Annotated in this window: 21 protein-coding genes and 1 pseudogene; 9 read left to right on the top strand and 13 right to left on the bottom strand. The window is 66.0% G+C overall.

The window, feature by feature from the left end:
* Nucleotides 1–12 precede the first annotated feature (12 nt).
* On the top strand, nucleotides 13–420 hold the full coding sequence (locus ACQR1E_RS01540; RefSeq protein ID WP_315827611.1) for an NUDIX hydrolase: 408 nt from the start codon (nucleotides 13–15) through the stop codon (nucleotides 418–420).
* A gap of 110 nt (nucleotides 421–530) precedes the next feature.
* Nucleotides 531–1,684, top strand: a pseudogene (locus ACQR1E_RS01535) (IS481 family transposase).
* A 58-nt stretch (nucleotides 1,685–1,742) separates the two neighbouring features.
* Here the strand turns inward: ACQR1E_RS01535 and ACQR1E_RS01530 are convergent.
* The 3 genes from ACQR1E_RS01530 to ACQR1E_RS01520 all read right to left on the bottom strand — a co-directional run bounded on the left by ACQR1E_RS01530 (nucleotide 1,743) and on the right by ACQR1E_RS01520 (nucleotide 6,418).
* Nucleotides 1,743–3,386 carry an acyl-CoA synthetase gene (locus tag ACQR1E_RS01530; RefSeq protein ID WP_434896574.1) on the bottom strand — a complete coding sequence of 548 codons (1,644 nt, stop codon included), beginning with the start codon at nucleotides 3,384–3,386 and terminating at the stop codon, nucleotides 1,743–1,745.
* A 28-nt stretch (nucleotides 3,387–3,414) separates the two neighbouring features.
* On the bottom strand, nucleotides 3,415–5,301 hold the full coding sequence (locus ACQR1E_RS01525) for a TRAP transporter large permease (RefSeq protein ID WP_316172036.1): 1,887 nt from the start codon (nucleotides 5,299–5,301) through the stop codon (nucleotides 3,415–3,417).
* 88 nt (nucleotides 5,302–5,389) lie between these two features.
* The gene (locus ACQR1E_RS01520) at nucleotides 5,390–6,418 is read right to left on the bottom strand and encodes a TRAP transporter substrate-binding protein (protein ID WP_315711928.1); all 1,029 of its coding nucleotides are present in this window, start codon (nucleotides 6,416–6,418) and stop codon (nucleotides 5,390–5,392) included.
* A gap of 569 nt (nucleotides 6,419–6,987) precedes the next feature.
* Here ACQR1E_RS01520 and ACQR1E_RS01515 point away from each other — a divergent pair.
* Nucleotides 6,988–7,722 carry a hypothetical protein gene (locus ACQR1E_RS01515; protein ID WP_434896573.1) on the top strand — a complete coding sequence of 245 codons (735 nt, stop codon included), beginning with the start codon at nucleotides 6,988–6,990 and terminating at the stop codon, nucleotides 7,720–7,722.
* A 60-nt stretch (nucleotides 7,723–7,782) separates the two neighbouring features.
* Here the strand turns inward: ACQR1E_RS01515 and ACQR1E_RS01510 are convergent, their stop codons facing one another.
* From ACQR1E_RS01510 to ACQR1E_RS01485, 6 genes are all read right to left on the bottom strand, one after another.
* A complete protein-coding gene (locus ACQR1E_RS01510) occupies nucleotides 7,783–9,252 on the bottom strand; it encodes an ATP-binding cassette domain-containing protein (RefSeq protein WP_434896572.1) in 1,470 nt (489 codons plus the stop codon).
* Between the two features lie 8 nt (nucleotides 9,253–9,260).
* Nucleotides 9,261–10,190 (bottom strand): branched-chain amino acid ABC transporter permease, encoded by a 930-nt coding sequence (locus ACQR1E_RS01505; RefSeq protein WP_315751553.1) that lies wholly within the window; start codon nucleotides 10,188–10,190, stop codon nucleotides 9,261–9,263.
* 2 nt (nucleotides 10,191–10,192) lie between these two features.
* A complete protein-coding gene (locus ACQR1E_RS01500) occupies nucleotides 10,193–11,068 on the bottom strand; it encodes a branched-chain amino acid ABC transporter permease (protein ID WP_315751552.1) in 876 nt (291 codons plus the stop codon).
* Nucleotides 11,069–11,143: 75 nt separating this feature from the next.
* On the bottom strand, nucleotides 11,144–12,376 hold the full coding sequence (locus tag ACQR1E_RS01495) for an ABC transporter substrate-binding protein (RefSeq protein WP_315711922.1): 1,233 nt from the start codon (nucleotides 12,374–12,376) through the stop codon (nucleotides 11,144–11,146).
* A 310-nt stretch (nucleotides 12,377–12,686) separates the two neighbouring features.
* Entirely contained in the window at nucleotides 12,687–13,412 is a 726-nt protein-coding gene (locus ACQR1E_RS01490; RefSeq protein WP_434896571.1) for a site-2 protease family protein, read from the bottom strand.
* Nucleotides 13,409–14,263, bottom strand: coding sequence for a DUF2167 domain-containing protein (locus ACQR1E_RS01485; protein ID WP_434896570.1), 855 nt, complete (start codon nucleotides 14,261–14,263; stop codon nucleotides 13,409–13,411). Before ACQR1E_RS01485 ends, ACQR1E_RS01490 begins: the two co-directional genes overlap by 4 nt.
* A gap of 322 nt (nucleotides 14,264–14,585) precedes the next feature.
* Between ACQR1E_RS01485 and ACQR1E_RS01480 the strand changes: the two genes are divergently transcribed.
* Nucleotides 14,586–15,407 carry a hypothetical protein gene (locus ACQR1E_RS01480; RefSeq protein ID WP_315711919.1) on the top strand — a complete coding sequence of 274 codons (822 nt, stop codon included), beginning with the start codon at nucleotides 14,586–14,588 and terminating at the stop codon, nucleotides 15,405–15,407.
* Nucleotides 15,408–15,487: 80 nt separating this feature from the next.
* Here the strand turns inward: ACQR1E_RS01480 and ACQR1E_RS01475 are convergent, their stop codons facing one another.
* Together ACQR1E_RS01475 and ACQR1E_RS01470 are read right to left on the bottom strand one after the other, a co-directional pair.
* On the bottom strand, nucleotides 15,488–16,429 hold the full coding sequence (locus ACQR1E_RS01475) for a hypothetical protein (protein ID WP_434896569.1): 942 nt from the start codon (nucleotides 16,427–16,429) through the stop codon (nucleotides 15,488–15,490).
* A 242-nt stretch (nucleotides 16,430–16,671) separates the two neighbouring features.
* Nucleotides 16,672–18,132: a GH1 family beta-glucosidase gene (locus tag ACQR1E_RS01470; RefSeq protein WP_315711917.1), complete on the bottom strand. Its 1,461-nt coding sequence runs from the start codon at nucleotides 18,130–18,132 to the stop codon at nucleotides 16,672–16,674.
* Between the two features lie 278 nt (nucleotides 18,133–18,410).
* Here ACQR1E_RS01470 and nthA point away from each other — a divergent pair, with 278 nt between their 5' ends.
* From nthA to ACQR1E_RS01450, 4 genes are all read left to right on the top strand, one after another.
* Nucleotides 18,411–19,046, top strand: coding sequence for a nitrile hydratase subunit alpha (gene nthA / locus ACQR1E_RS01465; protein ID WP_316187120.1), 636 nt, complete (start codon nucleotides 18,411–18,413; stop codon nucleotides 19,044–19,046).
* Nucleotides 19,046–19,708, top strand: coding sequence for a nitrile hydratase subunit beta (gene nthB, locus ACQR1E_RS01460; RefSeq protein WP_316187121.1), 663 nt, complete (start codon nucleotides 19,046–19,048; stop codon nucleotides 19,706–19,708). Before nthA ends, nthB begins: the two co-directional genes overlap by 1 nt.
* On the top strand, nucleotides 19,705–20,091 hold the full coding sequence (locus ACQR1E_RS01455; RefSeq protein WP_434896568.1) for a nitrile hydratase accessory protein: 387 nt from the start codon (nucleotides 19,705–19,707) through the stop codon (nucleotides 20,089–20,091). Before nthB ends, ACQR1E_RS01455 begins: the two co-directional genes overlap by 4 nt.
* A gap of 183 nt (nucleotides 20,092–20,274) precedes the next feature.
* Entirely contained in the window at nucleotides 20,275–21,045 is a 771-nt protein-coding gene (locus ACQR1E_RS01450; RefSeq protein WP_316172032.1) for a hypothetical protein, read from the top strand.
* Nucleotides 21,046–21,097: 52 nt separating this feature from the next.
* On the opposite strand, the gene queC is transcribed toward ACQR1E_RS01450, so the two are convergent.
* Nucleotides 21,098–21,814, bottom strand: a complete 717-nt coding sequence (queC, locus tag ACQR1E_RS01445) for a 7-cyano-7-deazaguanine synthase QueC (RefSeq protein ID WP_434896567.1) — start codon at nucleotides 21,812–21,814, stop codon at nucleotides 21,098–21,100.
* 134 nt (nucleotides 21,815–21,948) lie between these two features.
* Between queC and mazG the strand changes: the two genes are divergently transcribed.
* Nucleotides 21,949–22,767 (top strand): nucleoside triphosphate pyrophosphohydrolase, encoded by an 819-nt coding sequence (gene mazG / locus ACQR1E_RS01440; RefSeq protein WP_315751542.1) that lies wholly within the window; start codon nucleotides 21,949–21,951, stop codon nucleotides 22,765–22,767.
* 23 nt (nucleotides 22,768–22,790) lie between these two features.
* Here mazG and ACQR1E_RS01435 read toward each other — a convergent pair whose 3' ends face one another.
* Nucleotides 22,791–23,693 carry a LysR family transcriptional regulator gene (locus ACQR1E_RS01435; protein WP_315711905.1) on the bottom strand — a complete coding sequence of 301 codons (903 nt, stop codon included), beginning with the start codon at nucleotides 23,691–23,693 and terminating at the stop codon, nucleotides 22,791–22,793.
* Nucleotides 23,694–23,702: the final 9 nt, after the last annotated feature.

Here is a 23,702-nt window from a genome sequence, read left to right as displayed (position 1 = left end):
TTGATCAACACCATGTCGCAATCGTCCAAGACTTTCAACGTCGCCGCGGCGGCCGTCGTGTCGCAAGGACGTCTGCTGCTCGTGCGCAAGCGAGGCACGGCGGTCTTCATGCTTCCTGGCGGAAAGCTCGAACCGGGCGAAAGCGATCGTGAATGCCTGTTCCGGGAAATCGAGGAGGAGTTGGGCACTCAGGCGCTCGATCCGGCCACGCATCTCGGCACCTTTGAAGCCGATGCTGCCAACGAACCCGACCATCGGGTCGTCGCGCGGGTCTATCGCGTTTCGCTGAGGAATGAACCAAAGACGTCGCGTGAGATCGCCGAACTGGCTTGGTGCGACCTTGATCATCCCGCCAAGCATCTCGCGCTCGCGCCGCTCGTCGCCAAATTCGTTATTCCGCAGCTTCGACGGCAGCTCTAATTCTCGTCATTGCGAGCGCAGTGTTCAGCCCGGGGACATAGCTGACGGGTGTTCGGGGAGATGGTTGACACTTCAAAATCGGCTCGATTCGTCAAGCAGAGGGGCGAGCGATGCCGTGGCGAGAGGTGTCTGTCATGGACCAGCGACGAGAGTTTGTGATGCTTGCCAAGCAGGAAGGGGCGAACCGGCGGGAGCTGTGTCGGCGGTTCGGCATCAGCCCTCAGACGGGCTACAAATGGATCCAGCGGCATGACGCTGGGGACACGGCGCTGGCGGATCGGTCGCGGCGGCCTCATCGAAGTCCGGAGCGCACCGCGGCTGCGACCGAGCAGCAGATCGTCGCATTGCGCGATGCTCACCCGGCCTGGGGCGCGCGCAAGCTCGCACGGTGTCTTGAGCGTGATGGTCAAGCTGTCCCGGCGATATCCACCGTGCACACCATCCTGCGCCGCTACGATCGAGTGGTCGAGCCTGCAGGCACGCCCGGACAGCCCTACACGCGGTTCGAGAAGGATGCGCCCAATCAGCTGTGGCAGATGGACTTCAAGGGGCACAGTGCGCTGGAGAACGGTGTGTCCTGTCATCCGCTGACAGCGTTGGACGATCACTCCCGCTTCTCGTTGTGCCTGGCGGCTTGTGACAACGAGCGCGGCTCTACAGTCAAAGGACATTTGGAGACGACGTTCCGCCGTTATGGACTGCCGGATGCGATGTTCGTCGACAATGGTGGCCCCTGGGGATTTACCCTCGAAGACCCCTGGACCGCGTTGACGGTCTGGCTTCTGAAGCTCGGCGTTCGAACGATCCACAGCCGGCCCTACCATCCTCAGAGCCGCGGCAAGAACGAACGCTTCCACCGTAGTCTGAAGGCCGAGGTGTTTGCCTTCAGGCGCTACCGTGATCTTCCCGATGTCCAGCACTCGACGGATGGCGCTCTGTCTACAATCTCGACCGGCCGCACGAGGCCTTGAACTTCGACGTGCCGGCAAGCCGCTATCAACCGAGCCAACGTGCGATGCCCGACCGGCTTCCGATCGTCGAATACGACGAGGGTGAGAGCATCCGTTCCGTGTCGAGCACGAAGGCCTACGTCAGTTTCGAGGGGCGGCTCTGGAAAGTCCCGCAAGCCTTCCGAGGTGAGCGGCTGGCTATCCGGCCACTCAGTGCCGACGGAAAGTTCGGAATTTTCTTTGCCGCACATCAGATCGCAGCGATTGATCTGCGCGACCCCAAAACTGTCAACTATGTCCCCGAACAGGTGTAATCTATGTCTCCGGGCTGAACACTGCGCTCGCAATGACGCGATGATGTTGCGATCGCCTCTACGCGGAGATCGCCTTCGCCGATTTGACCTCGTTGCGCAGCAGGAATTTTTGGATCTTGCCGGTCGACGTCTTCGGGATCGTGCCGAACACCACGACCTTCGGCGTCTTGAAGCCGGACAGGTGGCTGCGGCAATAGGCGATGATCTCGGCCTCGGTCGCGTGCGCGCCGTCCTTCAGCTCGACGAAGGCACAGGGGACTTCGCCCCATTTTGGATCGGGCTTGGCGACGACGGCCGCGAACATCACGGCGGGGTGCTTGTAGAGGATGTCCTCGACCTCGACCGAGGAGATGTTCTCGCCGCCGGAGATGATGATGTCCTTGGAGCGGTCCTTGATGATGACGTAGCCGTGCTCGTCGAGCACGCCGAGGTCGCCGGTGTGGAACCAACCACCGGCAAAGGCTTCCTGCGTCGCCTTCTCGTTCTTGAGATAGCCCTTCATGACGATGTTGCCGCGGAACATCACCTCGCCGATGGTCTCGCCGTCGCGCGGCACCTCCTGCATCGTCTCCGGATTGAGCACGGTGACGGCTTCCTGCAGCGGATAGGGCACGCCCTGGCGCCGCTTCAGCCGCGCGCGCTCAGGCGCCGGCAGGTCGTCCCAGCCGGGCTGCTCGGCGCAGACCGAGGCGGGGCCGTAGACCTCGGTCAGGCCGTAGACATGGGTCAGCTTGATGCCGATGCTCTCGGCACCTTCGAGCACGGCGACCGGCGGCGCGGCGCCCGCGATCAGCCCCACCACCGGCTTGTCGCGCTTGCCCTTGGGCGCGTCGGGCGCGTTGATCAGGACGTTGTAGACGATCGGCGCGCCGCACATATGCGTCACGCCGTGGGTCTTGATCAGCTCGAAGATCCTGGTCGGCTCGACCTTGCGCAGGCAGACATTGACGCCGGCCGCAGCGGCCATGGTCCAGGGGAAGCACCAGCCGTTGCAGTGGAACATCGGCAGGGTCCAGAGATAGACCGGATGCTGGCCGAGCCCGCCGGCGAGGATGTTGCTGACGGCGTTGAGGTACGCGCCGCGGTGATGGGTGACGACGCCCTTGGGATTGCCCGTCGTGCCAGACGTATAGCTCATCGCGATCGCGTCCCATTCGTCGGTGGGACGGCGCGGCTCGAAGCTGGGATCGCCCGAGGCGACGGCTGCTTCGTACTCGATCTCGCCGATGCGGCTACCGCCGGCATAGGAGGCGTCGTCGACGTCGATCACGAACGGCTTTGCGCCGCTCATCAGCTTGAGCGCCTCGCTGATCACGCCGGAGAATTCCGGATCGACCAGGATGATCTTGGCCTGGCCGTGGTCGAGCTGAAACGCGATCGAGGACGCATCGAGCCGGATGTTGAGCGTGTTGAGCACGGCGCCGGCCATCGGCACGGCAAAATGCGCCTCATTCATCGCGGGGATGTTCGGCAGCATCGCCGCCACGGTGTCGCCGACCCCGATGCCGCGGCCCGCGAGGTACGACGCGAAGCGCCGGCAGCGGTCATAGGTCTGGCGCCAGGTGAAGCTGCGGCCTTCATAGACCGTGCTGACGTGGTCGGGATAGACGGCCGCGCTGCGCGCCAGGAAGCTGAGCGGGGTCAGCGGCACGTAGTTGGCCGGCGTCTTGTCCAGACCGAGCTGATACTGGTTCGTGCTCATCACCACCCTCCCTCGTCATCTGAAGAGTCTACAGGAACCCGATCGAAATCCACGGAAAAATCGCAACGATGACGAGGCCGATGAGAAGCGCCAGCAGGTAGCCCCAGATCGGGCGGATGCCCTTCGCGGGATCGACCCGGCCGATCGCGCAGGCGGCGTAATATCCGACCCCGAACGGCGGTGCGAACAGACCAATTCCCATCGCCAGGATGATCACCATGGCATAATGCACCTCGTGCACGCCGACGGCACGCGCGATCGGAAACAGCAGCGGGCCGAACAGCACGATCGCCGGAATGCCCTCGAGCACGCTGCCCAGGATCGTGAAGGCGACGATCGAGACCGCGATGAACGTCGCCGGGCCGCCCGGCAGCCCGGTCATGGCCGCCGCCAGCGCCCGCGAGAAGCCGGACTGCGTCAGGCCCCAGGCCATGCCGGTCGCCGTCCCGATGATCAGCAGGATGGCGCCGGACAGCGCCGCCGTCTCGATCAGCATCGGCATCAGGCGGCGCCAGTCGAAACGGCGATAGACCAGCAGGCCCGCCAGCACGCCATAGACGATGCCGATGGTCGAGACCTCCGTCGCCGTCGCGACGCCCTCGACGACGGCAGCGCGGATCACGAAGGGCAGGGCCAGGGCAGGGAGCGAGACGATGAAGGCCTTGCCGATCTCGGCTCCGGTCGCGCGGCGGACACCGCTCATGTCCTCGTTGCGGTAACGCCACCACACCAGCGCGCACAGCGTGATCGCCAGCACCACGCCCGGCAGCAGGCCGCCGGTGAACAGCGCCGCAATCGACACGCCAGTGACGGAGCCGATCGTGATCAGAACCAGGCTCGGCGGAATGGTCTCGGTCTGTGCGCCGGTGGCGGCGAGCAGGGCGACGAGATCGCCGGGCTTGGCGCCGCGCGCCTTCATCTCCGGAAACAGCACCGGCGCGACCGCCGCCATGTCGGCCGCCTTGGCGCCGGAAATGCCCGAGACGAGATACATCGCGCCGACCAGCACGTAATGTAGCCCGCCGCGGACGTGACCCAAGAGGCTCGCCAGGAACGCGACCATGGCGCGGGCCATGCCGGTCATTTCGATCAGCAGGCCGAGAAAGACGAACAGCGGCACCGACAGCAGGATGAGATGGCTCATGCCCTCGTCCATGCGCCCGACCAGCACCATCAGCGGCGTGCGCGTCGTCAGCGCCAGATAACCGAAGATCGCGAGCCCGAAGGCGAACGCGATCGGCACGCCCGCGAAGACGCACAAGCCGACCACGCCGACGAAGAAGATCACGAGGTTGATGTTGCCGAGCGGCTTCAGCAGCGGCTGTGCCACCCAGAACAGCGCGATGACGGCTGCGACGGAGACGACGGCCAGCAGCATCGTCCTGACGCTGGCCGTGCGGGCGAGACGGATGAGGGCGAACAGCGCCATCAGTCCGATGCCGACCGGCAGCGCGGCGGCGCGCCAGATGTTTTCGATCTGCAGCGCCGGCGTCGTGATGAAGCTTTCCTCGTAAGCGTACTCCCAGGACGGCCAGGCGATCATGACAAGGAACGCCAGCGCCGCGGCAGTGGCGACCAGATCGAGATAGGCGCGCAAGCCGGGGCTGGCGCGCGCCACCATTGCCGTCATCCGCATGTGCTCGCCGCGGCGGAACGCAACCGCAGCGCCGAGCATCGCGAGCCACAGGAACAGGATCGAGGCCAGCTCGTCCGACCAGATCAGCGGCCGGTGCAGGACGTAGCGCGCCACGACGCCCGCGAACAGGATGACGATCTCGGCCACGACCAGCAGCGCGGCTGGGATCTCGACCAGGAGACCCAGCAAGGCATCCAAGCCATCGAGCCAGGACCGGCGGCGAGGGATCTCGATGACCACCTCGCTGATCGCAATTTCCGTGAACTCGGCATGCGCCATGACGTCACCCGAACGCGTCTACGTCATTCTTGTTTTGAGCATGATCGTTTCGGAAAGCCGGTCCCACGTTTCCGGATCACGCTCGAGGTTACGACAGCTTGCCGACGGCCTTTTCCAGCAGCGCCCAGGCCTCGTCGCCATACTTGCCCTTCCACTCGGCATAGAAGCCGGCGGTACGCAGCTTGTCGCGGAACGGCGCGACGTTGGGCTGATTGAAGGTCAGGCCCTTCGACGCGAGCTCTGCTTGCAGGCCGGCATTGAGCTTGGCGACGTCCTCACGCTCCTTCACGGCGGCCGCGTTGATGTGCTTGGCGACGATCGCGCGCATGTCGGCCGGCACGGCCTCCCAGGCGCGGCGGTTCGCCAGGAACCAGAAGCCGTCCCACATGTGGTTGGTCAGCGAGCAGTATTTCTGTACCTCGTAGAGCTTGGCGGTCGAGATGATCGCCAGCGGGTTTTCCTGGCCCTCGACCACCTTGGTCTGCAGCGCCGAATAGACCTCGCTGAAATTGATCGAGGCGGGCGCGGCCTCGAACGCCTTGAACATCGAGGTCCACAGCGGCGACACCGGCACGCGGATCTTGAAGCCCTTGAGGTCGTCGGGCCCATTGATCGGCTTGGTCGACGACGTCGTCTGACGGAAGCCGTTGTCCCAGATCTTGTCCATGACCACGAGGCCGGCCTTGTTGATCTGGCCGCGCACGTAGGCGCCGAGATCGCCGTCCATGGCCTTCCAGACCGTGTCGTAGTCCGGGAACGCGAAGCCGATGCCGTTGATCGACGCGGCCGGCACCAGGGTCGCCAGGATCAGGCCGGACAGCGTGAAGAACTCGACGCCGCCGGAGCGGATCTGGCTCAGCATGTCCGTGTCGGAACCGAGCTGGTTGTTCGGGAAGATCTGCAGGTCGAACTTGCCGGCGGTCTCGGCCTTGATCGCCGCCGCCATCTCCTTGGCGCGGACGTTGAGCGGATGGGAGTCGGGCAGGTTGTTGGCGTATTTGTAGGTGAACTCGGCGCTCTGCGCGCGCGCCACATGCGGCACTGCGACGGTGCCAATTCCACCCAGTACGGCTGTCGCCGCGGAGGCCTTCAACAGCGCGCGTCGTGACAGGCTCATGCTCGTTTCTCCCTGGAGAAGCTTCTTCTTGTTGCATCGCGCCGCCGCAAGCATCGCCGGACGAATCCAGCGACATCAGCGACGTCGTCTGCGCTTATTGCAGCGATGGGCCGCAGCAGCAATATCGGCGTTCGCAGCAGGTCATGCGCAGCGCGAGTCTCGGCCATGGCGAACGGCCCGTCAGCTCGGGCTGGACGGGGGTTCTGAAGGGCCCGCGGCTGCCGCAAATTCGAGGATTTGGCGCCAAGTCGTTGAACTCGCTACGCATATAAATATTCCATAATATACCTTATGCGAATAGGCTATGGGCGACTGCCTGACGGTGGAAGCCGCACATCGGCCCGCCCAGCGCACGTCGGCGCCTGTGCGAAATCGCCCCCGCCTCGTCACCCCGCAGTCTTCGTTTGGTCAAAGCCCAGAGGTCAAAACCGCATCCTTCAGGATTGGGCACGGGCGTATCGTGAATGGGATCCGAAGACATGCCAGTTCAGTCGACGTCGAAGGAAGTTGATCCGGGTGATGTCGCGCTGCCGCCTGACGACGCTGTCTGCGAGGAGATCTATCAGCGGGTGCTGGCCGAGGTGCGCGCACGTATCGATCAGCGGATCGCCGACATCGAGGCCCAGGCCGCCGCTGATGCGGTCGAGGCTATCGAACCCGCTGCAGGCAGCGAACACGTGGAAACGCCTCCTCCGGCCCGGCGCCGGCCCGTATTGCGGGCCATGATCACGCTGATGGCGTCGGCCGGGCTCATCGGCGCTGCCATCACCCTGGCGCGGGACCATACCGAGACCATCACCTCCGTCACCGACCGGATCGAAGCGGCGGTTCAATCCATCCGGCGTGAGAATGCTCAGGCGGCGAATCCGCCGGTGGTGGCACTGGAGACGGCGGCGAACGGATCGAGTGCGGCCGAGACGGCCCCTGCCTCACCATCACCATCCGTTTCACCAACACCGGAGACGTCATCGGCATCGACGTCAACGCGCGCCAGCGATCCATCCTCCGCGATGGCGGAGGCTACGCCGGAGCATGACGTGCCGTCTGCTCCCGACCGGGACGTCGCGCCGCTGATCGACAAGATCGCGCATGACGTGGCCGAACTGCAGAGCGGGTTTCAGGAGTTCAAGTCCAGCCAGGAGCAGGCCAACCGCGATCACGCCAGGGCGATCGAACAGCTGCAGGCCAGCCAGGACCAGCTCGCACGCGCGTTCCGCGCAGCGAAGACCGAGCCGACGACCGTCGGCGCCGCGGCGCGCCTTGCGCCCCGGCCGCCACAGGCGCGCCCGCCTCGTTTCCCGTAGCTCCGAACTCATGAGATCCGGGCAGGGAGCAGGGACGCCCCTGCTCCCTGCCCCCGTCCCTCACAGATAGTTCGCCGCGGCTTCGGCCTCGAACCGATCCGGCGGGCCTTCCCAGACGATCTTGGCATGATCCAGCACGTAGACGCGGTCGGCGTGCGGGAGCGCGAAGGTGACGTTCTGTTCGCCGAGCAGCACCGTGATCTTGGTGGTCTCGCGCAGTCGATCGAGCGCCTTCGACAACGTCTCCAGGATCACCGGCGCAAGTCCGAGCGTCGGCTCGTCGAGGATCAGGAGCTTCGGCTTCATCATCAGTGCGCGCGCGATCGCCAGCATCTGCTGCTCGCCGCCGGACAGCGTGCGCGCCAGCTGCGGCTGCCGCGACTTGAGGATCGGAAACAGGCCGAACAGCCATTCGAGCCGCTCGGCACGCTCGGCGTCGGACAGCGCATTGCCGCCGAGCTCGAGATTTTCGCGCACGCTCATGTCGCCGAACAATTCGCGCGTTTCCGGACACTGCACGATGCCTGAGCGGGCGATCTGCGCCGCCGTGCCGCCGGCAAGGCTGCGCCCTGCCCACTTCACGTCGCCCGAATACGGCACCAGGCCCGAGATCGCGTTGAACAGCGTCGTCTTGCCGGCGCCGTTGAGGCCGACGACCGAGACGAACTCGCCCTCATGGACGTGCAGCGAAACGTCCTGCAGCGCCTGCGCCTTGCCGTAGAGCACGCCGACCTTGTCGACCTGCAGCGCCGGCGTGACGTCCTCGAAGCTGGCCTCCGGCCGCGCGGTCGAGACCAGCGCGCCGCCGAGATAGACCCGGCGGACGGTCTCGTCCTGCATCACCTCGGTCGCCCTGCCCTCGGCGATCTTCTCGCCGAGATACATCGCCAGCACGCGGTCGACCAGCGCCGACACGCTCTTGACGTTGTGGTCGACCAGCAGCACCGCGTGGCCGTCGTCGCGGAATTCGCGGATGAGCTCGGAGAAGTCGGCGACCTCGGACGCCGTGAGGCCGGCGAAAGGTTCGTCCACGAGCACCAGCTTCGGGCTGCGCGCCACCGCCTTCGCAAGCTCGAGCCGGCGCAGATCGGCAAATGCCAGCGTCGGCGGCCGCCGGTCGATGACGCCACCGAGGCCGACGCGCTCCGCAATGGCCCGGGCGCGCGCATCGACGTCCTTGTCGGCGAACAGCCGCGTCAGCTTGTCCGGCAGCAGCGCGACCTTGATGTTCTCCAGCACGGTCTGGCGCGCCAGCGGCCGCGAATGCTGGAACACCAGCCCGACGCCCATGCGCGCGATGCGATGCGACGGCAGGCCCGCGAGCTCGACGCCGTCGAGCCTGACCGAGCCCGCGGTCGGCCGCTCGACGCCCATGACGCTCTTCATCGCGGTCGACTTGCCCGAGCCGTTCGGCCCAATCAGGCCGAGGATCTCACCCGGGCGGATCGAGAAGCTCAAATTCTTGACGGCGACGAGGCCCCCGAAGCGCTTGGTGAGGCCGCTGACTTCCAGCATCGGAGCGCTGCTCATGCCTTGTTTCATGCTTTGGCCCCTCCCCTGATCATGCCGAGGAAGCCGTCGGGGAAGAACAGGATGACCACGAGCGCGATCACCGAGACGATCAGGGTGGCGAGCTCGCCGAGCGGCCGCAGCAGCTCGCCCATGCCGATCAGGAAGATCGCGCCGATCGCGGCGCCGATGACGGTGCGGCGGCCGCCGAGCACCGCGGCGATGATGATCTGCACGCCGACGCCGACATCGACAAAGGTCGAGACCGAGGCCGTGCCCATGTAGAACACCATCAGTGCGCCGGCGAGCCCGGAGAAGAACGCGCTGACGACGAAGGCGGCGAGCTTGTGCTTGGTGACATTGAAGCCGAGCGCGCCGGCCTGGATCTTGTCCTGCCCGCTCGCCTGCAGGATCAGCCCGATGGCGCTGCGCGACAAGCCGAACAGGATCGCACCGCTCACCAGCATGAAGCCGAGCGCGATCCAGTAGTTGGTTTTGGCGTCGATCGAGATCACGTCCGGCACGGCGAGGCCGATCTCGCCGCCGGTCAGCCCCGCGGCGACGACGATGAAGTTCTGCAGCATCAGCACGGCGACCAGCGTCGTCAGGCCAAAATACGGCCCGCTGACGCGCAGCGCCGGCAGCGCCAGCACGACGCCGCCGACGACCGCCGCCAGGGCGCCGGCGGCGATGCACAGCCAGATCGACAGGCCCGGCGAGAAGTGCGCATCGAGAATGCCGGCCGTATAGGCGCCGACGCCGATCAGGAAGGTCGGTCCGAAATTGACCTCGCCGGCGAAGCCGAACAGCAGGTCCCAGGACATCGCGAACACGGCCGTGTAGTACGCGACCGTCAGCAGCCCGAGGACGTAGCCTGAGACGTAGGCCGGCAGGACCAGAGCCACGATCACGGTCAGGAGTGCGATCCAGAACAGCCGCGACGTAACGAATGCAGGCATGCTCACCTCCGTCCGAACAGCCCTTGCGGGCGCAGATACATGACGACGACGAGCAGCAGCAGCGCCGGGATCGTCCGGTAGGCCGGCGAGATCAGATAGGCCGTTCCGGTCTCGAGATAGCCCACCACATAGGCCGCGATCAGCGAGCCCGACACGCTGCCGAGGCCGCCGAGCACGACGATCGAGAACGCGCTCGCCGTCAGCGGCCCGACGCTGTAGGAGCTGACCCCCAAGAACATGCCGAGCAGGATGCCGGCCACCCCCGCCAGCAGGCCGTAGATGGCCCAGACGGTGAGGTAGATCGACGATAGTTCGATGCCCAGCAAGGTGACGCCGCGCGGATTCATCGACGCCGCCATGACAGCCTTGCCGCGCCTGGTGCGGTTGACCAGGAACCACAACAGCCCGATGGCGACCCAGCAGATCACGGCGGTGAAGTATTCGTTGCGTGGCGTGCGCACGCCGAACACCGTGGTGACGCCCTCGACGATCGGCAGCACGGTCTTGGCATTGTTGGTGAAGAAATATGCGATCGCCTCCTGGATGATGATGCCCCACAGCAGCGTCGCGGTCAGGATGAAGATCTCCTTCTCCGATTCAGCAATCACCTTGGAGCGCTGGATCGGCCTGACGGCGATGAAGTAGGTGGCGAAGGCCAAAATGAAGCCGGCGAGGACTCCGATCAGCGCGCCGGTGTAGGGCCCGACACCGAATTCGCTGGCGGCAGCCCAGGCTGCAACCGCGGCGCCGACCATGATGGCGCCGTGGGAAAGGTTGAGCACGCCCGAGACACCAAAGATCAGTGTGAAGCCGGTCGCGCCGAGGGCATACAGCGCGCTGATGGCAAAGCCATCGATCAAGATCTGCCAGAAAAGCATTGAAAATCGACCTGCAACGTCAGACTGAGGCACCAAGAAAATGGGCCGCTCCTTGAAGGAGCGGCCCGCGATGCGTCAGTTGCTGGCCGCCTTGAGCTTGATGAAGGACGGCCAGGTGGCGGTGCCGGCGGCGAGCTCCTTGGGCCAGACGTTGACCTGCTTGCCGTTCTGCCATTGCAGCATCAGCCCGGTGATGTAGCCCTTTCCGGTCCGCAGCGCGTGCGGGTTCGGGTCGCCCTTCGGCTTGAAGGCGATGCGGCCGATCGTCCCGACATAGTCGGTCGCTTCCATCGCCTCGACCATCTTGTCGGGATCGGTGCCGCCGGCCCGATGGATCGCATCCGCGATCATGTAGACGTCGTCATAGGAGGTGTAGCCGGCATAGGACGGGAAGTTTCCGAACTTCTTCTGATAGGCCTCCACGAACGGCAGCGTCTTTGGCGTCACCGCGACGCCCGGTCCCGACACGGCATTGTACATGACGCCCTCGACGGCGCCGTTGGTGTCTTTCCAGAAGGTCGAGTTGGTCGCCTGCGAGGAAATGCCGAACATCGGGATCGGCACCTGCTGGCTCTTCCACTGCACGGTCGGCTGGGTGCCGACATGCGAGATGCCGGTGATCATGACGTCCGGCTTCAGGCCCTCGATCTTGTTGAAGATCGGCGTGAAGTCGGTGGTGTCAGGCGACATGCGGATGTGGTCGACGACCTTGAGCCCGATCTCCGGCAGGCATTTCTCGTAGCCGGCGTCGAGCGGCGTCGTCCACGCCGCGTCCTCGCTCATGATCACCGCGGTCTTCATCTTATAGGGCTCGACCAGCAGGTCCTTGGCCGCGTCGCAGACGAGGCCGGCCAACGAGGTCGAGGTCAGATAGCCGTGGAAGGTGTATTTGAGCTGGTCGTAGTTCTTGGCGATGTTCTGCGTGATGACGTCGGACGCGGCACCGGGCGTGATCATCAGCGTCTTGAGGCGCCCTGCCCACGGCTCCAGCGCCAGCACGACCTCGGAGATGTAGCTCGCGATGACCGCGTTGACCTTGTCCTCGCTGACGGCGCGCTGGAAGGCGCGCACCGATTCCGCCGAGGAGGAGTGATTGTCGTAGACGACGATCTCGATCTTGCGCCCGTCGATGCCGCCCTTGGCGTTGATCTCCTCGGCGGCCAATTGCGCTGCGGGTGCGATCGACGAGCCGGCGACGGCCTGTGCCTCGGAGATGACACCGATCCTGATCGGGTCTGCGGCCCAGGCGGCCGAGGAGACGAGCGCAGTTGCGCAGCTCGCAAGCAAGATGGACTTGAGCGAAATCATGAAACCTCCCGAATCCTTATGCCTCTGACGGGCAGGCTCGACTTTGGTCTCCCACATGCCAGTGAGCAAGGGAACATCCCGAGACGTGCTCTGCGCTCAGCGCATTGTGATAGCGCGCCGCGCTCATGGCTCACGGAATGTCTTACAGGACTGCATGGTTCCTGCGCGCGGCCCAAATATATCCGCTGCATTGCAGCAGCGGAAATTCCGAGTTGAAGAAGGCCATGTCCTTACGACGGGGCGCTTCCTTACGACGAGACGGTGCCCTTTGACCTACATGAAGCTTCTCGACTGAAGCGGCAACCTCAACTCAACCAAACTGACGCACGTGCCCAAGCATCTCGTGCACGTCGTAGGTCATGACGGCGAGAAGCGCCGCGAGCGCGAGATAAGTCCCGGCATATTCGAGCTTCGTCTGCAGCGTCGTGCCATAATAGGCGACGTTCTCGGGCGCGCCGGGATCGTAGCGCCAGGCCTTCATCAGTTGCGGGGCTGCGAGGATGGCGATGATGATCAGCATCGGGCTCGGCCGATAGAGCATCAAGGCCAGCAGCATGGGAACGCCAAGCAGCCAGATGCGCGGACTCAGCACGCTGGTGACGCGGCCGCCGTCCAGCGGCGAGATCGGCAGCAGGTTGAACAGGTTGAGGAACAGGCCGGAATAGGCGATCGCAAGCAGCAGATTGCTGTCGTCCGATCGCGCCCACAGATAGACCGCGAGCGCGGCCGCGGTCCCGACCAGCGGACCGGCGAGTGCCACATAGGCCTCCGTCTCGACGTCGACCGGCTGCTCCTTGAGCGCGATCCAGGCGCCGACGAACGGGATGAAGGCGGGAGCGCCGACGTCGAGGCCGCGCTGACGTGCGGCGACGTAGTGTCCGATCTCATGGGCAAACAGGAGCGCAATGAAGCCGGCCGCATAGCGCCAGCCCCAGATGCCGGCATAGACGACCAGCGACAGCAGCATCGTGCCGCCGCTCATGGCGAGCTTCCCCCATTTCAGGCCGGAGAACAGGATCAGCAGGAGACCCTTCACGTCGGCCCGCCCGCGTTGTCGCCGCGCGGCTTGCGGCGCAGGAAGTTCATGACAGCGGCCCCGGCGCCGACGACGGCGAAGATGATGATCTTGGCGAACTTCAGGACGAACGCACCGGCCAGCGCCAGCAGCCCGAGCTTCTTCGCGGCAACGCCGCCGACCAGCGCCAGCAATCCATATTCGGCGATCCGATCCGTGCTGGCACTGAAATCCTCATAACGCTTGCCAGCATTGTAGGAGAGATCGGACAGCAGCTCGTGCGCCACCGCCTTGTCGCCCGCGATCCGCTCCGAGCCGGACAGGAGGTTCAGGCTGAAATAGCCGTCACGCCCGAGTGCGTAGGTGTTGTAGTTGATGTTCTTCGGCGCATCGTCGGGCTGGCCCTTCTCCTTGGCGAGCAGCGACCAGACGAGACGATGCGTCGTGGCGTCGTAGGCCGGCGGCTCGACCCAGCCGACCACGGCCATTTCCGGAAATCCGCGCGCCGCACGGTCCTTGTTCGCCTCGTCGGCGCCGGCGCGAAGGTTGCTCAGCAGATCGTCCGCGTTCCAGCTCTTGGCGTCGTCGTCTTTGATGTAGCCTTCCTTGATGTGCTTGATGACCACCATCCAGTCGTCGTTCTGGCGTCTGCCGACGACCAGCCCGACGAAGGTCGCGTCGTTGACGACGTTGCCGAGCGCGCGAAGGACCCGCAGGCCTTCGTTCTTCGGGACGTAGAAGTAGTCGGCCGGCAGCTTCAGCGTGCCCTGGTCGATCAGCACGATGTCGCTTGGTCCGTCGGTGCCCGCTTGGCTCGCCGCCTGCCAGGCCGCCATCAGTTCAGCCTTGCGCGTGGCCTCATCCAAAGGCACGGCCTGCGCGTGAGCGGACAGGACGACGAACGCTGCGCACAACATTGCGCGCGCAATGACAATCAAGCTTTGCACCGGCCCCAATCCCCCCAAGAACATCGGTCGGATAGTACCTCGAAGGCTCGGCAGCGCGCAACAAGAGGGCGATTCAGGCCTCTCGAAGCGATCGACTGGCGCTGCAGCGAGGGAGAGATGGTCCGAAAAGGCCCCCTCCTCGTCACGACGCTGTCTTGCTTTCGGCCAAAGCGGCGGGTCGAGTCACGTTTGAAAATTCAAAGAGAACATCGGCGTCGGCGGCGGGCCAAGGGTTTGGGGATCAGCAATGCAGTCCACACAGAACGTGCAACAGATTGATCAGAGCGAGATCGGCCTCGCCCCTGGGAAGCCCGAGAAGACAAGCTATGATCAACTGTACCGGCGGGTCCTGCGTGAGGTGCTGACCCGGATCGATACGCGGCTCGCGGCGATCGAGAGGCCCGGCGTGGCGGCGGATGCCGCGGCGGCAGCGAGCACGAGCGGGGCGGCAGACGCCGGGGCCAGCCGCTGGGCGCGGATGAAGGCACCGCTCGGCAGGCTGCGCGGGCGCAACGCCGTGGGTCTCGCTCTGCTGGTCGTGCTGGTCGGTGGCTCGGTCGCCTGGTCGCAGCGCGACGCCGGCACCTCGCTGATGGACCGCTGGATGCCGGGCGCCAGCGAAGCGCCGCAGGACGAGGCGTCAGCCCAGCAGGGTAGCGAGGATGCCATGATGTCGAATGCCTCGCTGAGGGGAGCGGAAGACACCACCGGCCCCCGCGAGCCCGCGACGTTGATGCAGAGGATGGCGCGTGACATCGCCGATCTGCAGCAGGGCATCGAACAGATCAAGTCGACGCAGGATCAGGCCAGCCGCGATCACACCCGCGCCATCGAGCAGCTGCAAGCCGGCCAGGATCAGCTGATGCGTCTGGTGTCACGAATGTCCAACCAGTCGGTGCAGGCACGCGGCACGGTGCCCCCAGGCCCGCCCCAGCAGATCATCGTGACGCCGCAGCAGCGGACCACCACGGGAATGGCCCGGCCGCAGCCGGCGCAGCCGCAGGGCTCGACGTTCGGGACACTCTTTACCCGCAACACCTCGGGCATTCAGCCGCCGATGCCGCGTTGATGGTGTGATCGGCCGTGCTCACCGGTGGCGGTCTTGGCCGCCGCCGATGCGCGCTTGCCGATCGGCCCCTTATCTGCCTCTTACGAGCAGGTGTGAACGCGCCCGTCGTAGCCGCGGTAGGTGCCCTTCTCCGCGTCATAGGTGCGGAAGCTCTTGCAGTTCACACCCCGCCTCTTCGCCTCCCGCTTCATTTCGCTCTTCTGTTCGCTCTTGGGCTTGCGGACGCGTTGCTCGCGCTTGGCGGGCTTGGCGTCGTCCTCGGCATGTTGGGCATGCGCGTGGCCGTGCCGTCCGGGCTTGGCCGACGGAGACGCGGTGTCCTGCTTCGCAGCCGCCTTCCCCGGCGTGGCCGCGGAAGAAGCTGCGGCCGGCGGCGCGGATGTCTTGGGCTCGGCCGGCGCAACCGCGGGCTTCACCTCGGCGGCGGCAGCCGGCTTTTCGGCGGGCGCAGCGGCTGCGGGCTTGCTCTCCGCAGCCTTCTCTTCGGCTTTCTCCGGCGCGGGCGCGTCCTTGGCGACGGCGGCGGGCTGAACGGCCGGAGCGGGCTCTGCCGGTTTCGACTCGGTCACGGCCGGCTTCTGGCCGACGTCGGTGCCGGAGTTCGGTTCGACCTTGGTGTCGGATTTGGCCTCGGCCGGCTTGCTCTCGGCCGTAGCATCCGTCGCGGTTTTTTCGGTTGATACTTTGTCCGCCGGCTGCTGGCTCGCGCTGTCTGTGGCCTGAACGGGCTTGGTGTCCGCAGCGGCTGGCTCGCCGGGCTTCTCGGCCGTCTTCTCAGGCTCGGCCGCAGGCTTGCCGGCGGCATCCGAGGGCTGCTCGGCGGGCCTAGTTTGAGCAACCGCGGGTTTCGGCTCGGACTCTACGGGCTTTTCGGCCGTCGGCGCGGCAGACTGCTCCGTGGCGGGCTTGGCCGCATCGTTCGCGGCTCCCTGGGCCCAGGCGCTGGAGCCAGCGATCACTCCGAGGACGCAGAACAGAACGCCCGCGCGGACGGCTGGCGGACAAACAACGGAAACTTGCATGCTGGAAAACTCGCTTGAGGGGCCGGCAGATTGCCGGTTTACGTCATCGGCAGCCAGCTTTCGCCACGAAAACGGCATGCGCGCAAAAGAGTCGCACGAGGTGTGCTTTCCGCATCATGGATTTGCAATCGCGACGTGAAGGCCGGCGCGCCGACACTCAATGCGTCGGATGCCGACGGCACATCGGCCGCCTGAATGGCGCGGACTGCGCCCGACGGGACCCCGGGTGGCGTCGCGGCGCTTCACGCGCTCACGGCGTTGCGGCTGATCACGTGATGGTAGTACGACGCGCTGAGCTTGGGCGTGCGCACCTGGGTGTCGAAGTCGACGTGATAGATGCCGAAGCGCTGCTTGTAGCCGAACACCCACTCGAAATTGTCCAGCAGGCTCCACAGGAAGTAGCCCTTCACGGGCACGCCCTCGGACGTTGCGCGCTGCAGCTGGGCGAGATAGTTGCGCAGATACATCACGCGGTCGAGGTCGTGGACCTTGCCATCGGCGGTCAGCTTGTCGTCCGAGGAGGTGCCGTTCTCGGTGATGTAGATGGTCTGGAGATTCCAGATCTTGGCGGCGAGCTTCGGCACCCAATAGGCCGTCTCCGGACCGACCAGCAGCCAGGGTGAGCTCATGTGCGGGAACGAGGACGGCATCGGCAGCACGTCGAATCCGGCCGCGCGGTCCGACGCGACGACATAGGCTTGCGGCGCGTAGATGTTGAGGCCGACGAAATCGACCGGCGCCGAAATGATCTTCAGTTCGTCGGCGGTGAATTTCGGCGCATCCTTGCCGGACCACGCCAGGAAACCCTCCGTGTAGCGCCCCTCGAGGATGACGTTGAGGAAGCCGGCATTCAATTCGCGCGTCGCGATCTCGGCGGCGCGGATGTTCTCCGGCGTGTCGATCGCCGGCAGGCAGGCCGTGATGTTCTCGGCCATGCCGACGCGCATGCCGGCGCGCCCGCCGGAGCGGATGGCCTGGACGGCGAGACCGTGCGCCAGCGCCACGTGATGGCGCGCCTGGTTGACCTGCTGCTGCGGCAGCTTCAGCCCGGGCGCGTCGACGCCGAGGCCATAGCCGAACGGAACGAAGCGGCCGCATTCGTTGATGGTGAAGATGGTCTTCACACGGTCGCCGAGATGCTCGGCGACGTAGCCCGCATAGTGCGCAAAGGCCCTGGCCGTGTCGACCGAGAGCCAGCCGCCGACCCGGTCCTGCAGCGCCTGCGGCAGATCCCAATGATACAGCGTTGCGTACGGCGTGATGCCGTTGGCCAGGAGCTCGTCGACGAGGCGGTTGTAGAAGTCGAGGCCCTTCGGATTGGGAGTCAGCCCCCCGTCGGGAAACAGCCGGGGCCAGGCGATCGAGAACCGATAGGCCCGGCAGCCGAGCTCCTTGATCAGCCGCACGTCGTCCTTGTAGCGGTTGTAGTGATCGCAGGCGACGTCGCCGGTGCTGCCGTCCTCGATGTTGCCCTGCAAATGCGTGAACACGTCCCAGATCGACGGCCCACGGCCATCGGCCGTGGCCCCGCCCTCGATCTGGTACGACGACGTCGCCGTCCCCCACACGAAATCGGCGGGAAACCGCCGCCCGGCATCCTCCTTCACCGCGCCCTCCTCCGCTTGCGCCGGGCCATTGGCCGCCCCGAGGGCGGCCAGCCCGGCCAGCTTTGCAAGATCACGGCGGGAGACGTCGTTCGGCATTGATGAACCTCAAACCTCTGTTGCTATCGTGCCCGATCGGGACGGCGAAAGCATTACGAACCATATCTGCGCTCCGATTTGAACAGCCCGAGGTGGCGGCAAGGGAGCGGCCTCGATCACATCTGCGTCCGGAATCGGCGCGTCAAAGACCGACGGCGCCGCGCTCGGCATTGTGACCGCCGCACGGCTGCGGCGGCGTTGAAACGCGACTGCTCGCACCGTCGGTTTGTAACGTCCTCGGCTCGACAGCGGTGCCGGATTACGCCTATGGTTGTGCCATGACGGATCACGACCACCATCACGACCATCCGCACGATCACTCGGACCTGTCCGAGACCGATCTGCGGGTCCGCGCGCTCGAAAGCATCTTGACCGAGAAGGGATATATCGATCCCGCTGCGCTCGACGTGCTCATCGAGACCTATGAGAGCAAGGTCGGTCCCCGCAACGGCGCCCAGGTCGTGGCGCGTGCCTGGACCGACCCGGCCTATCGGGCACGCCTTCTTGCCGACGCCACGCCGGCGATCGGCGAGCTCGGCTATGCCGGCCGCCAGGGCGAGCACATCGTGGCGGTCGAGAACACGCCGGATCTGCACAACATGGTCGTGTGCACGCTGTGCTCCTGTTATCCGTGGCCCGTGCTCGGCCTGCCGCCGGTCTGGTACAAGGCGGCGCCCTATCGCGCCAAGGCGGTGAAGGATCCGCGCGGCGTCCTAAAGGATTTCGGCTTCGACTTGCCGCCGACGACGAAGATCCGGGTGTGGGATTCGACGGCCGAGGTCCGCTATTTCGTGCTGCCGATGCGTCCCGCGGGGACCGACGGCTGGAGCGCGGAGCGGCTCGCCGAGCTCGTCACGCGCGACAGTATGATCGGCACCGGCCTGCCGAAGCAACCGAACGAGGTAGGCCGCTGATGGATGGTGCGCATGACATGGGCGGCGTCGCCGGCTTCGGTCCGGTCCGCCCCGAGCCGAACGAGCCGGTGTTTCACGCCGAATGGGAGCGCCGCGCGTTCGCCATGACGCTGGCGATGGCGCCCCCCGGCGGCTGGAACATCGACATGTCGCGGTTCGCGCGCGAGAACCGTCCGCCGGACGACTACCTCGGCATGAGCTACTACCAGATCTGGCTCGCGGGCCTGGAACGGCTGATGCAGGAGCGGCATCTGGTCGACGCCGATGAGATCGCCGCCGGCAAGGTGCTGCATCCGGCCAAGCCCGTCGCCAAGATCCTCACTGCAGATGCCGTCGCGCCGACACTGCGTCGCGGTGGCCCGACCGAACGCGTGGCGACGCAGCCGGCGCTGTTCGCCGTCGGCGACAGTGTACGGGCCAAGGACATCCATCCGTCGACGCACACGCGGCTGCCGCGCTACGTGCGGGGCCATCTCGGCCGCGTCGCGGCGGTCAGAGGCATGCACGTGTTTCCGGACAGCAACGCCCATGGCGGCGGCGAAGATCCGCAATGGCTCTACACGGTGGCGTTCAGCGGTGCCGAGCTGTGGGCCGATGCGCCCGATCCGCTGCTGGAGGTTACGGTCGACGCTTTCGAGCCCTATCTGGAGCCAGCCCGATGACACCCGACCGTGAGGCGGCGGTCGCGGCGACGCGCGCCCTGCCCGGCATTCCCGTCGATGACAGCGGGCCCGTATTTCGCGAGCCGTGGGAAGCGCACGCCTTCGCGATGGCCGTCACGCTGCACGCCCGCGGGCTGTTCACCTGGCCCGAATGGGCCGCCGCGCTCGCCCAGGAGATTTCACGCGCGCAAGCGGCCGGCGACGCCGATTGCGGCGATACGTATTATCGACACTGGCTGGCGACGCTCGAACGTCTGGTCGCCGAGAAGGGCGTCACCTCCGCCGATGCGCTCGTGCGCTACCGCGACGCCTGGGATCACGCGGCCGATCGCACCCCACATGGCAAGCCCATCGAGCTCCGGCCCGAGGATTTTGCCGGCTGAGCGTTTCGCAAGGGTCGCGAGGATGCTTAATGCCCGGTGAGCGGGCGATCCTGCTTTTGATGGTGCGGTCTTAACGGCCGGCTATTCATGCCGCGAACAGCCGTATTCGTTCGAAATTGAACATTCATCAGTGCGTCCGTAGCGTCCCGCATCTTCTTTGCCGAAGTTGAGGGGACGTTGAAAATGCCCGCGCCAGAGTTCGCCACCATCGTCGACACGCTCGCCGGCGTGCGTCAGGACTATCACGAGAAGCTCAAATCGATTCCGCAATACGAGGCCTTCCTGCTGATCGAGAGCTCGACCGAGAAGGCCGCCGGAGCCCTGCACGGCACCGAAGCGTCGGGCTCCTCCATCGCCACCGACGTGATCGACTCGCTGCAATATGCGCGCAACCGGTTCGAGCAGCACATGGCCTCGATCCCGGAATATCGCGTGCTGGTGGCGATCGACCGCGTGATCAAGGAGATCTCGCAGCATCTCGGCCTCGCGCCGCATGATGATGCGCCGGCCACAGAGAGCCTTGCCGCGGCCGCCGAACAGCCTGCCGAAGCCGCCGAGGCGGTGGCCAGCGCTGCGAGCGCCGACACGGATGCTCCCGCCGAAGAGGCCGTCGACCCGGCGCCGGAGCAGGCAGAAATGGCCGAGGACGAACCGGCCGCAGCGGAGCCGGTCGAGGCCGAGGCCCCGACCCTGCGTATCGTCGACAAGCCGGTGAAGTCGCCGTCGATCGTGCCCGCCGATCACGACGGTGCCGCCCACGACGACGACATCGTGGTGCTGAACGCGCCTGCCTGGGAGAAGAGCGGCAAGGACGCCAATCACGACATCACCGCGCGCCTCGTCGCGCAGGCGGCCTCCGCCGCAGCCAGTGAGGCCGATGACGGCCACGACCTCGCCGATGCGGATCTCGTCATCGTCAGCCAGCGTGAGCCGTCGGACAACGAAGCCGCCTGAGCGCTCGCCTGTCGCGCAACTCTCCGCGGGGCCCGAAGGCCCCGCTTCCGATTCAGGATGGCCCGCCCGCCGCGATGTATTCGCGCCATCCTTTGGCGCGCAGCTCGCAGGCGGGACACTGTCCGCAGCCGTGCCCCCAATCGTGCCGCGCGCCGCGCTCGCCGAGATAACAGGTGTGCGACCGGTCGCGGATCAGGTCCACGAGCCCGGTGCCGCCGAGATCATGCGCCAACTGCCAGGTCGCGGCCTTCGACAGCCACATCAGCGGCGTGTGCAGCTCGAACGCGCGCGCCATGCCCAGGCTCAGCGCGCTCTGCAGCGCCTTGATGGTCTCGTCGCGGCAGTCCGGATAGCCCGAATAGTCCGTCTCGCACATGCCGCCGACGATGTGGCGGATGCCGCGGCGATAGGCGAGCGCCGCCGCAAAGGTCAGGAACACCAGATTGCGGCCCGGCACGAAGGTGTTGGGCAGGCCGTCAGCGCCCATCTCGATCGCGACGTCGCGCGTCAGCGCCGTCTCGGAGATCGCAGCCAGCGTTGGAATGTCCAGCGTGTGGCTGTCACCGAGCTTGGCCGCCCAGTCGGGACGCAGGCGCGCGATGCCCTCGACCAGCCGGTCGCGGCAGGCGAGCTCGATCGCATGGCGCTGGCCGTAGGCGAATCCGATCGTCTCGACGCGCGCGAAGCGGTCGAGCGCCCAGGCCAGGCACGTCGTGGAATCCTGCCCGCCCGAGAACAGCACCAGGGCTGTCATGTCCTGCTCACTCATGGCCCCCCGCTTAGCATCATCGACGGGTCGGGCCAACCCGCGGAGCGATCCCGCGTAATCGCCCTTTTTGCTGGGAGCCGCGCGCGGCTTGGGGCATACAGGACACGATCGAACGATGCTGTCAGGACCTGCCCATGATCCCCTCCCGCGACATCTCACGCCTGATCGAGATCATGGCGGCGCTGCGCACGCCGGTCACCGGCTGCCCGTGGGATATCGAGCAGACGTTCCGGACCATCGCGCCCTACACCATCGAGGAAGCCTATGAGGTGGCCGATGCGATCACGCGCGACGATCTCGACGATCTGCGCGAGGAGCTCGGCGATCTCCTGCTGCAGGTGGTCTATCACGCCCGCATCGCCGAAGAACAAGGCGCGTTTGCATTCGGCGACGTCGTCGAGGGCATCACGAAGAAGATGATCCGCCGCCATCCGCATGTGTTCCCGGACAAGGACGGCAACGTCACCCAGCCCACCAAAGGCACATGGGACCGCATCAAGGCCGAGGAGAAGGCCGAGCGCGCCGCGCGGCGGCCGCCCGAGGCGCAGACGGGCAAGTCCTCGCTGCTGTCAGGCATCAAGGCCGGACAGCCTGCGCTGGTCCGCGCGATGGAGCTGCAGCGCAAGGCCGCGACCGTCGGTTTCGACTGGAACGATCCGCGCGCGGTGTTGCAGAAGATCCGCGAGGAAGCCGACGAGATCGAGGCCGCGCTCGACAACAAGGATGCGACCGAGCTGACCGAGGAGACCGGCGATCTCCTGTTCGCGCTGGTCAATCTTGCCCGCCATGCCGAGGTGGATCCGGAGACCGCGTTGCGGGGCACCAACGCCAAGTTCGAGCGCCGTTTTGCGCACATCGAACAGGCGCTGACGGCCAAGGGCCGTACACTCGAACAAGCGTCGCTCGACGAGATGGACGAATTGTGGAACGAGGCGAAGCGACTGGAGAAGTAGCGTCCCCGTCTTCGAAGCCGTGATCAGCCGCCCTTCCGCGACAGCACGGCCTTTGCGATCTCGACGAAGCGCTGCGCGGCCGGCGACAATCCAAAGTCGGCGCGGCTCAGCAGCGAGACATGCCGATGGATCGTCGGCTGCGACAGCGGGATCGCGGCAAGCGTCGGAAATTGTGCCTTCGGCAGCATGTGCGCGGGCAGGATGCTGATGCCGGCGCCCTCCGCCGTGAGCGCCAGCGCGGTCGTGATCAGCGACACCTCCCACGCCGGCTTCAGCGCCCGCCCCGTCTGCGCCAGCGCTTCGTCGATCTGACGGCGGATGCGCGTGCCGTGACGCATCGTGATCAGATCGGAGCTCATGATGCCGTCCCAGGTCAGACGGCGGTGCTTCTCGAACCGGCCGTCCTTGATGCCGATCGCCGAGAGCGGACTTTGCATCAGTGTATCGATCCTGACCTCCGGCACGCCGTCGTCCTCGACGCTGCCGAGGCCGAACTCCGCGTGCCCGGCCATCACGATCGCGAGGAGTTCGTCGGGCGCGACATCACGCAGATCGATCCTCACCTCGGGATGGCGCGATCGAAACGTCGCAAACACGCGTGGAAGCAGCGCCGACGCGACGCCCGCTGAGACCGCGATGGAAATTCGGCCGGCCTTGATCTCGGCAAGGTCGCGCATCCGCTGCGACAGCCCCTGCGTCCCCGCCAGGATGCGTTCCGCGGCGGTGATCGCCTCACGGCAGGCCGCCGTCGGGTGCAGCGCCCGCGTCGTGCGATCGAACAGCTTGAGCTGAAAGTTCTCCTCGATCTGCCGGATCAGCAGGCTGATCGCCGACTGCGTGACGCGCAGCTCGGCGGCCGCCCTGGTGATGCTGCCGAGCCGATACACCAGGACCAGGGCCTCCAATTGCCGCAAGGTCGGGGGCATTAGCTTTCC

Origin of the sequence: Bradyrhizobium sp. HKCCYLRH1030 (genome assembly GCF_051168395.1) — a bacterium.
Taxonomy (GTDB): domain Bacteria; phylum Pseudomonadota; class Alphaproteobacteria; order Rhizobiales; family Xanthobacteraceae; genus Bradyrhizobium.
The sequence above is the reverse complement of the archived record's forward strand: the minus strand, read 5'-3'. Positions and strand labels throughout refer to the sequence as shown.

What these genes read in the sequence shown, in the direction of transcription:
- ACQR1E_RS01480 (WP_315711919.1), top strand. Translation starts at nt 14,586, where the DNA reads ATGCAGTCCACACAGAACGTGCAACAGATTGATCAGAGCGAGATCGGC.
- ACQR1E_RS01520 (WP_315711928.1), bottom strand. Translation starts at nt 6,418, where the DNA reads ATGAGCCTGTCACGACGCGCGCTGTTGAAGGCCTCCGCGGCGACAGCC.
- ACQR1E_RS01505 (WP_315751553.1), bottom strand. Translation starts at nt 10,190, where the DNA reads ATGCCTGCATTCGTTACGTCGCGGCTGTTCTGGATCGCACTCCTGACC.
- ACQR1E_RS01450 (WP_316172032.1), top strand. Translation starts at nt 20,275, where the DNA reads ATGCCCGCGCCAGAGTTCGCCACCATCGTCGACACGCTCGCCGGCGTG.
- ACQR1E_RS01455 (WP_434896568.1), top strand. Translation starts at nt 19,705, where the DNA reads ATGACACCCGACCGTGAGGCGGCGGTCGCGGCGACGCGCGCCCTGCCC.
- nthA (WP_316187120.1), top strand. Translation starts at nt 18,411, where the DNA reads ATGACGGATCACGACCACCATCACGACCATCCGCACGATCACTCGGAC.
- ACQR1E_RS01525 (WP_316172036.1), bottom strand. Translation starts at nt 5,301, where the DNA reads ATGGCGCATGCCGAGTTCACGGAAATTGCGATCAGCGAGGTGGTCATC.
- mazG (WP_315751542.1), top strand. Translation starts at nt 21,949, where the DNA reads ATGATCCCCTCCCGCGACATCTCACGCCTGATCGAGATCATGGCGGCG.
- ACQR1E_RS01500 (WP_315751552.1), bottom strand. Translation starts at nt 11,068, where the DNA reads ATGCTTTTCTGGCAGATCTTGATCGATGGCTTTGCCATCAGCGCGCTG.
- ACQR1E_RS01530 (WP_434896574.1), bottom strand. Translation starts at nt 3,386, where the DNA reads ATGAGCACGAACCAGTATCAGCTCGGTCTGGACAAGACGCCGGCCAAC.
- ACQR1E_RS01470 (WP_315711917.1), bottom strand. Translation starts at nt 18,132, where the DNA reads ATGCCGAACGACGTCTCCCGCCGTGATCTTGCAAAGCTGGCCGGGCTG.
- ACQR1E_RS01540 (WP_315827611.1), top strand. Translation starts at nt 13, where the DNA reads ATGTCGCAATCGTCCAAGACTTTCAACGTCGCCGCGGCGGCCGTCGTG.
- ACQR1E_RS01510 (WP_434896572.1), bottom strand. Translation starts at nt 9,252, where the DNA reads ATGAGCAGCGCTCCGATGCTGGAAGTCAGCGGCCTCACCAAGCGCTTC.
- ACQR1E_RS01475 (WP_434896569.1), bottom strand. Translation starts at nt 16,429, where the DNA reads ATGCAAGTTTCCGTTGTTTGTCCGCCAGCCGTCCGCGCGGGCGTTCTG.
- ACQR1E_RS01435 (WP_315711905.1), bottom strand. Translation starts at nt 23,693, where the DNA reads ATGCCCCCGACCTTGCGGCAATTGGAGGCCCTGGTCCTGGTGTATCGG.
- nthB (WP_316187121.1), top strand. Translation starts at nt 19,046, where the DNA reads ATGGATGGTGCGCATGACATGGGCGGCGTCGCCGGCTTCGGTCCGGTC.
- ACQR1E_RS01495 (WP_315711922.1), bottom strand. Translation starts at nt 12,376, where the DNA reads ATGATTTCGCTCAAGTCCATCTTGCTTGCGAGCTGCGCAACTGCGCTC.
- queC (WP_434896567.1), bottom strand. Translation starts at nt 21,814, where the DNA reads ATGAGTGAGCAGGACATGACAGCCCTGGTGCTGTTCTCGGGCGGGCAG.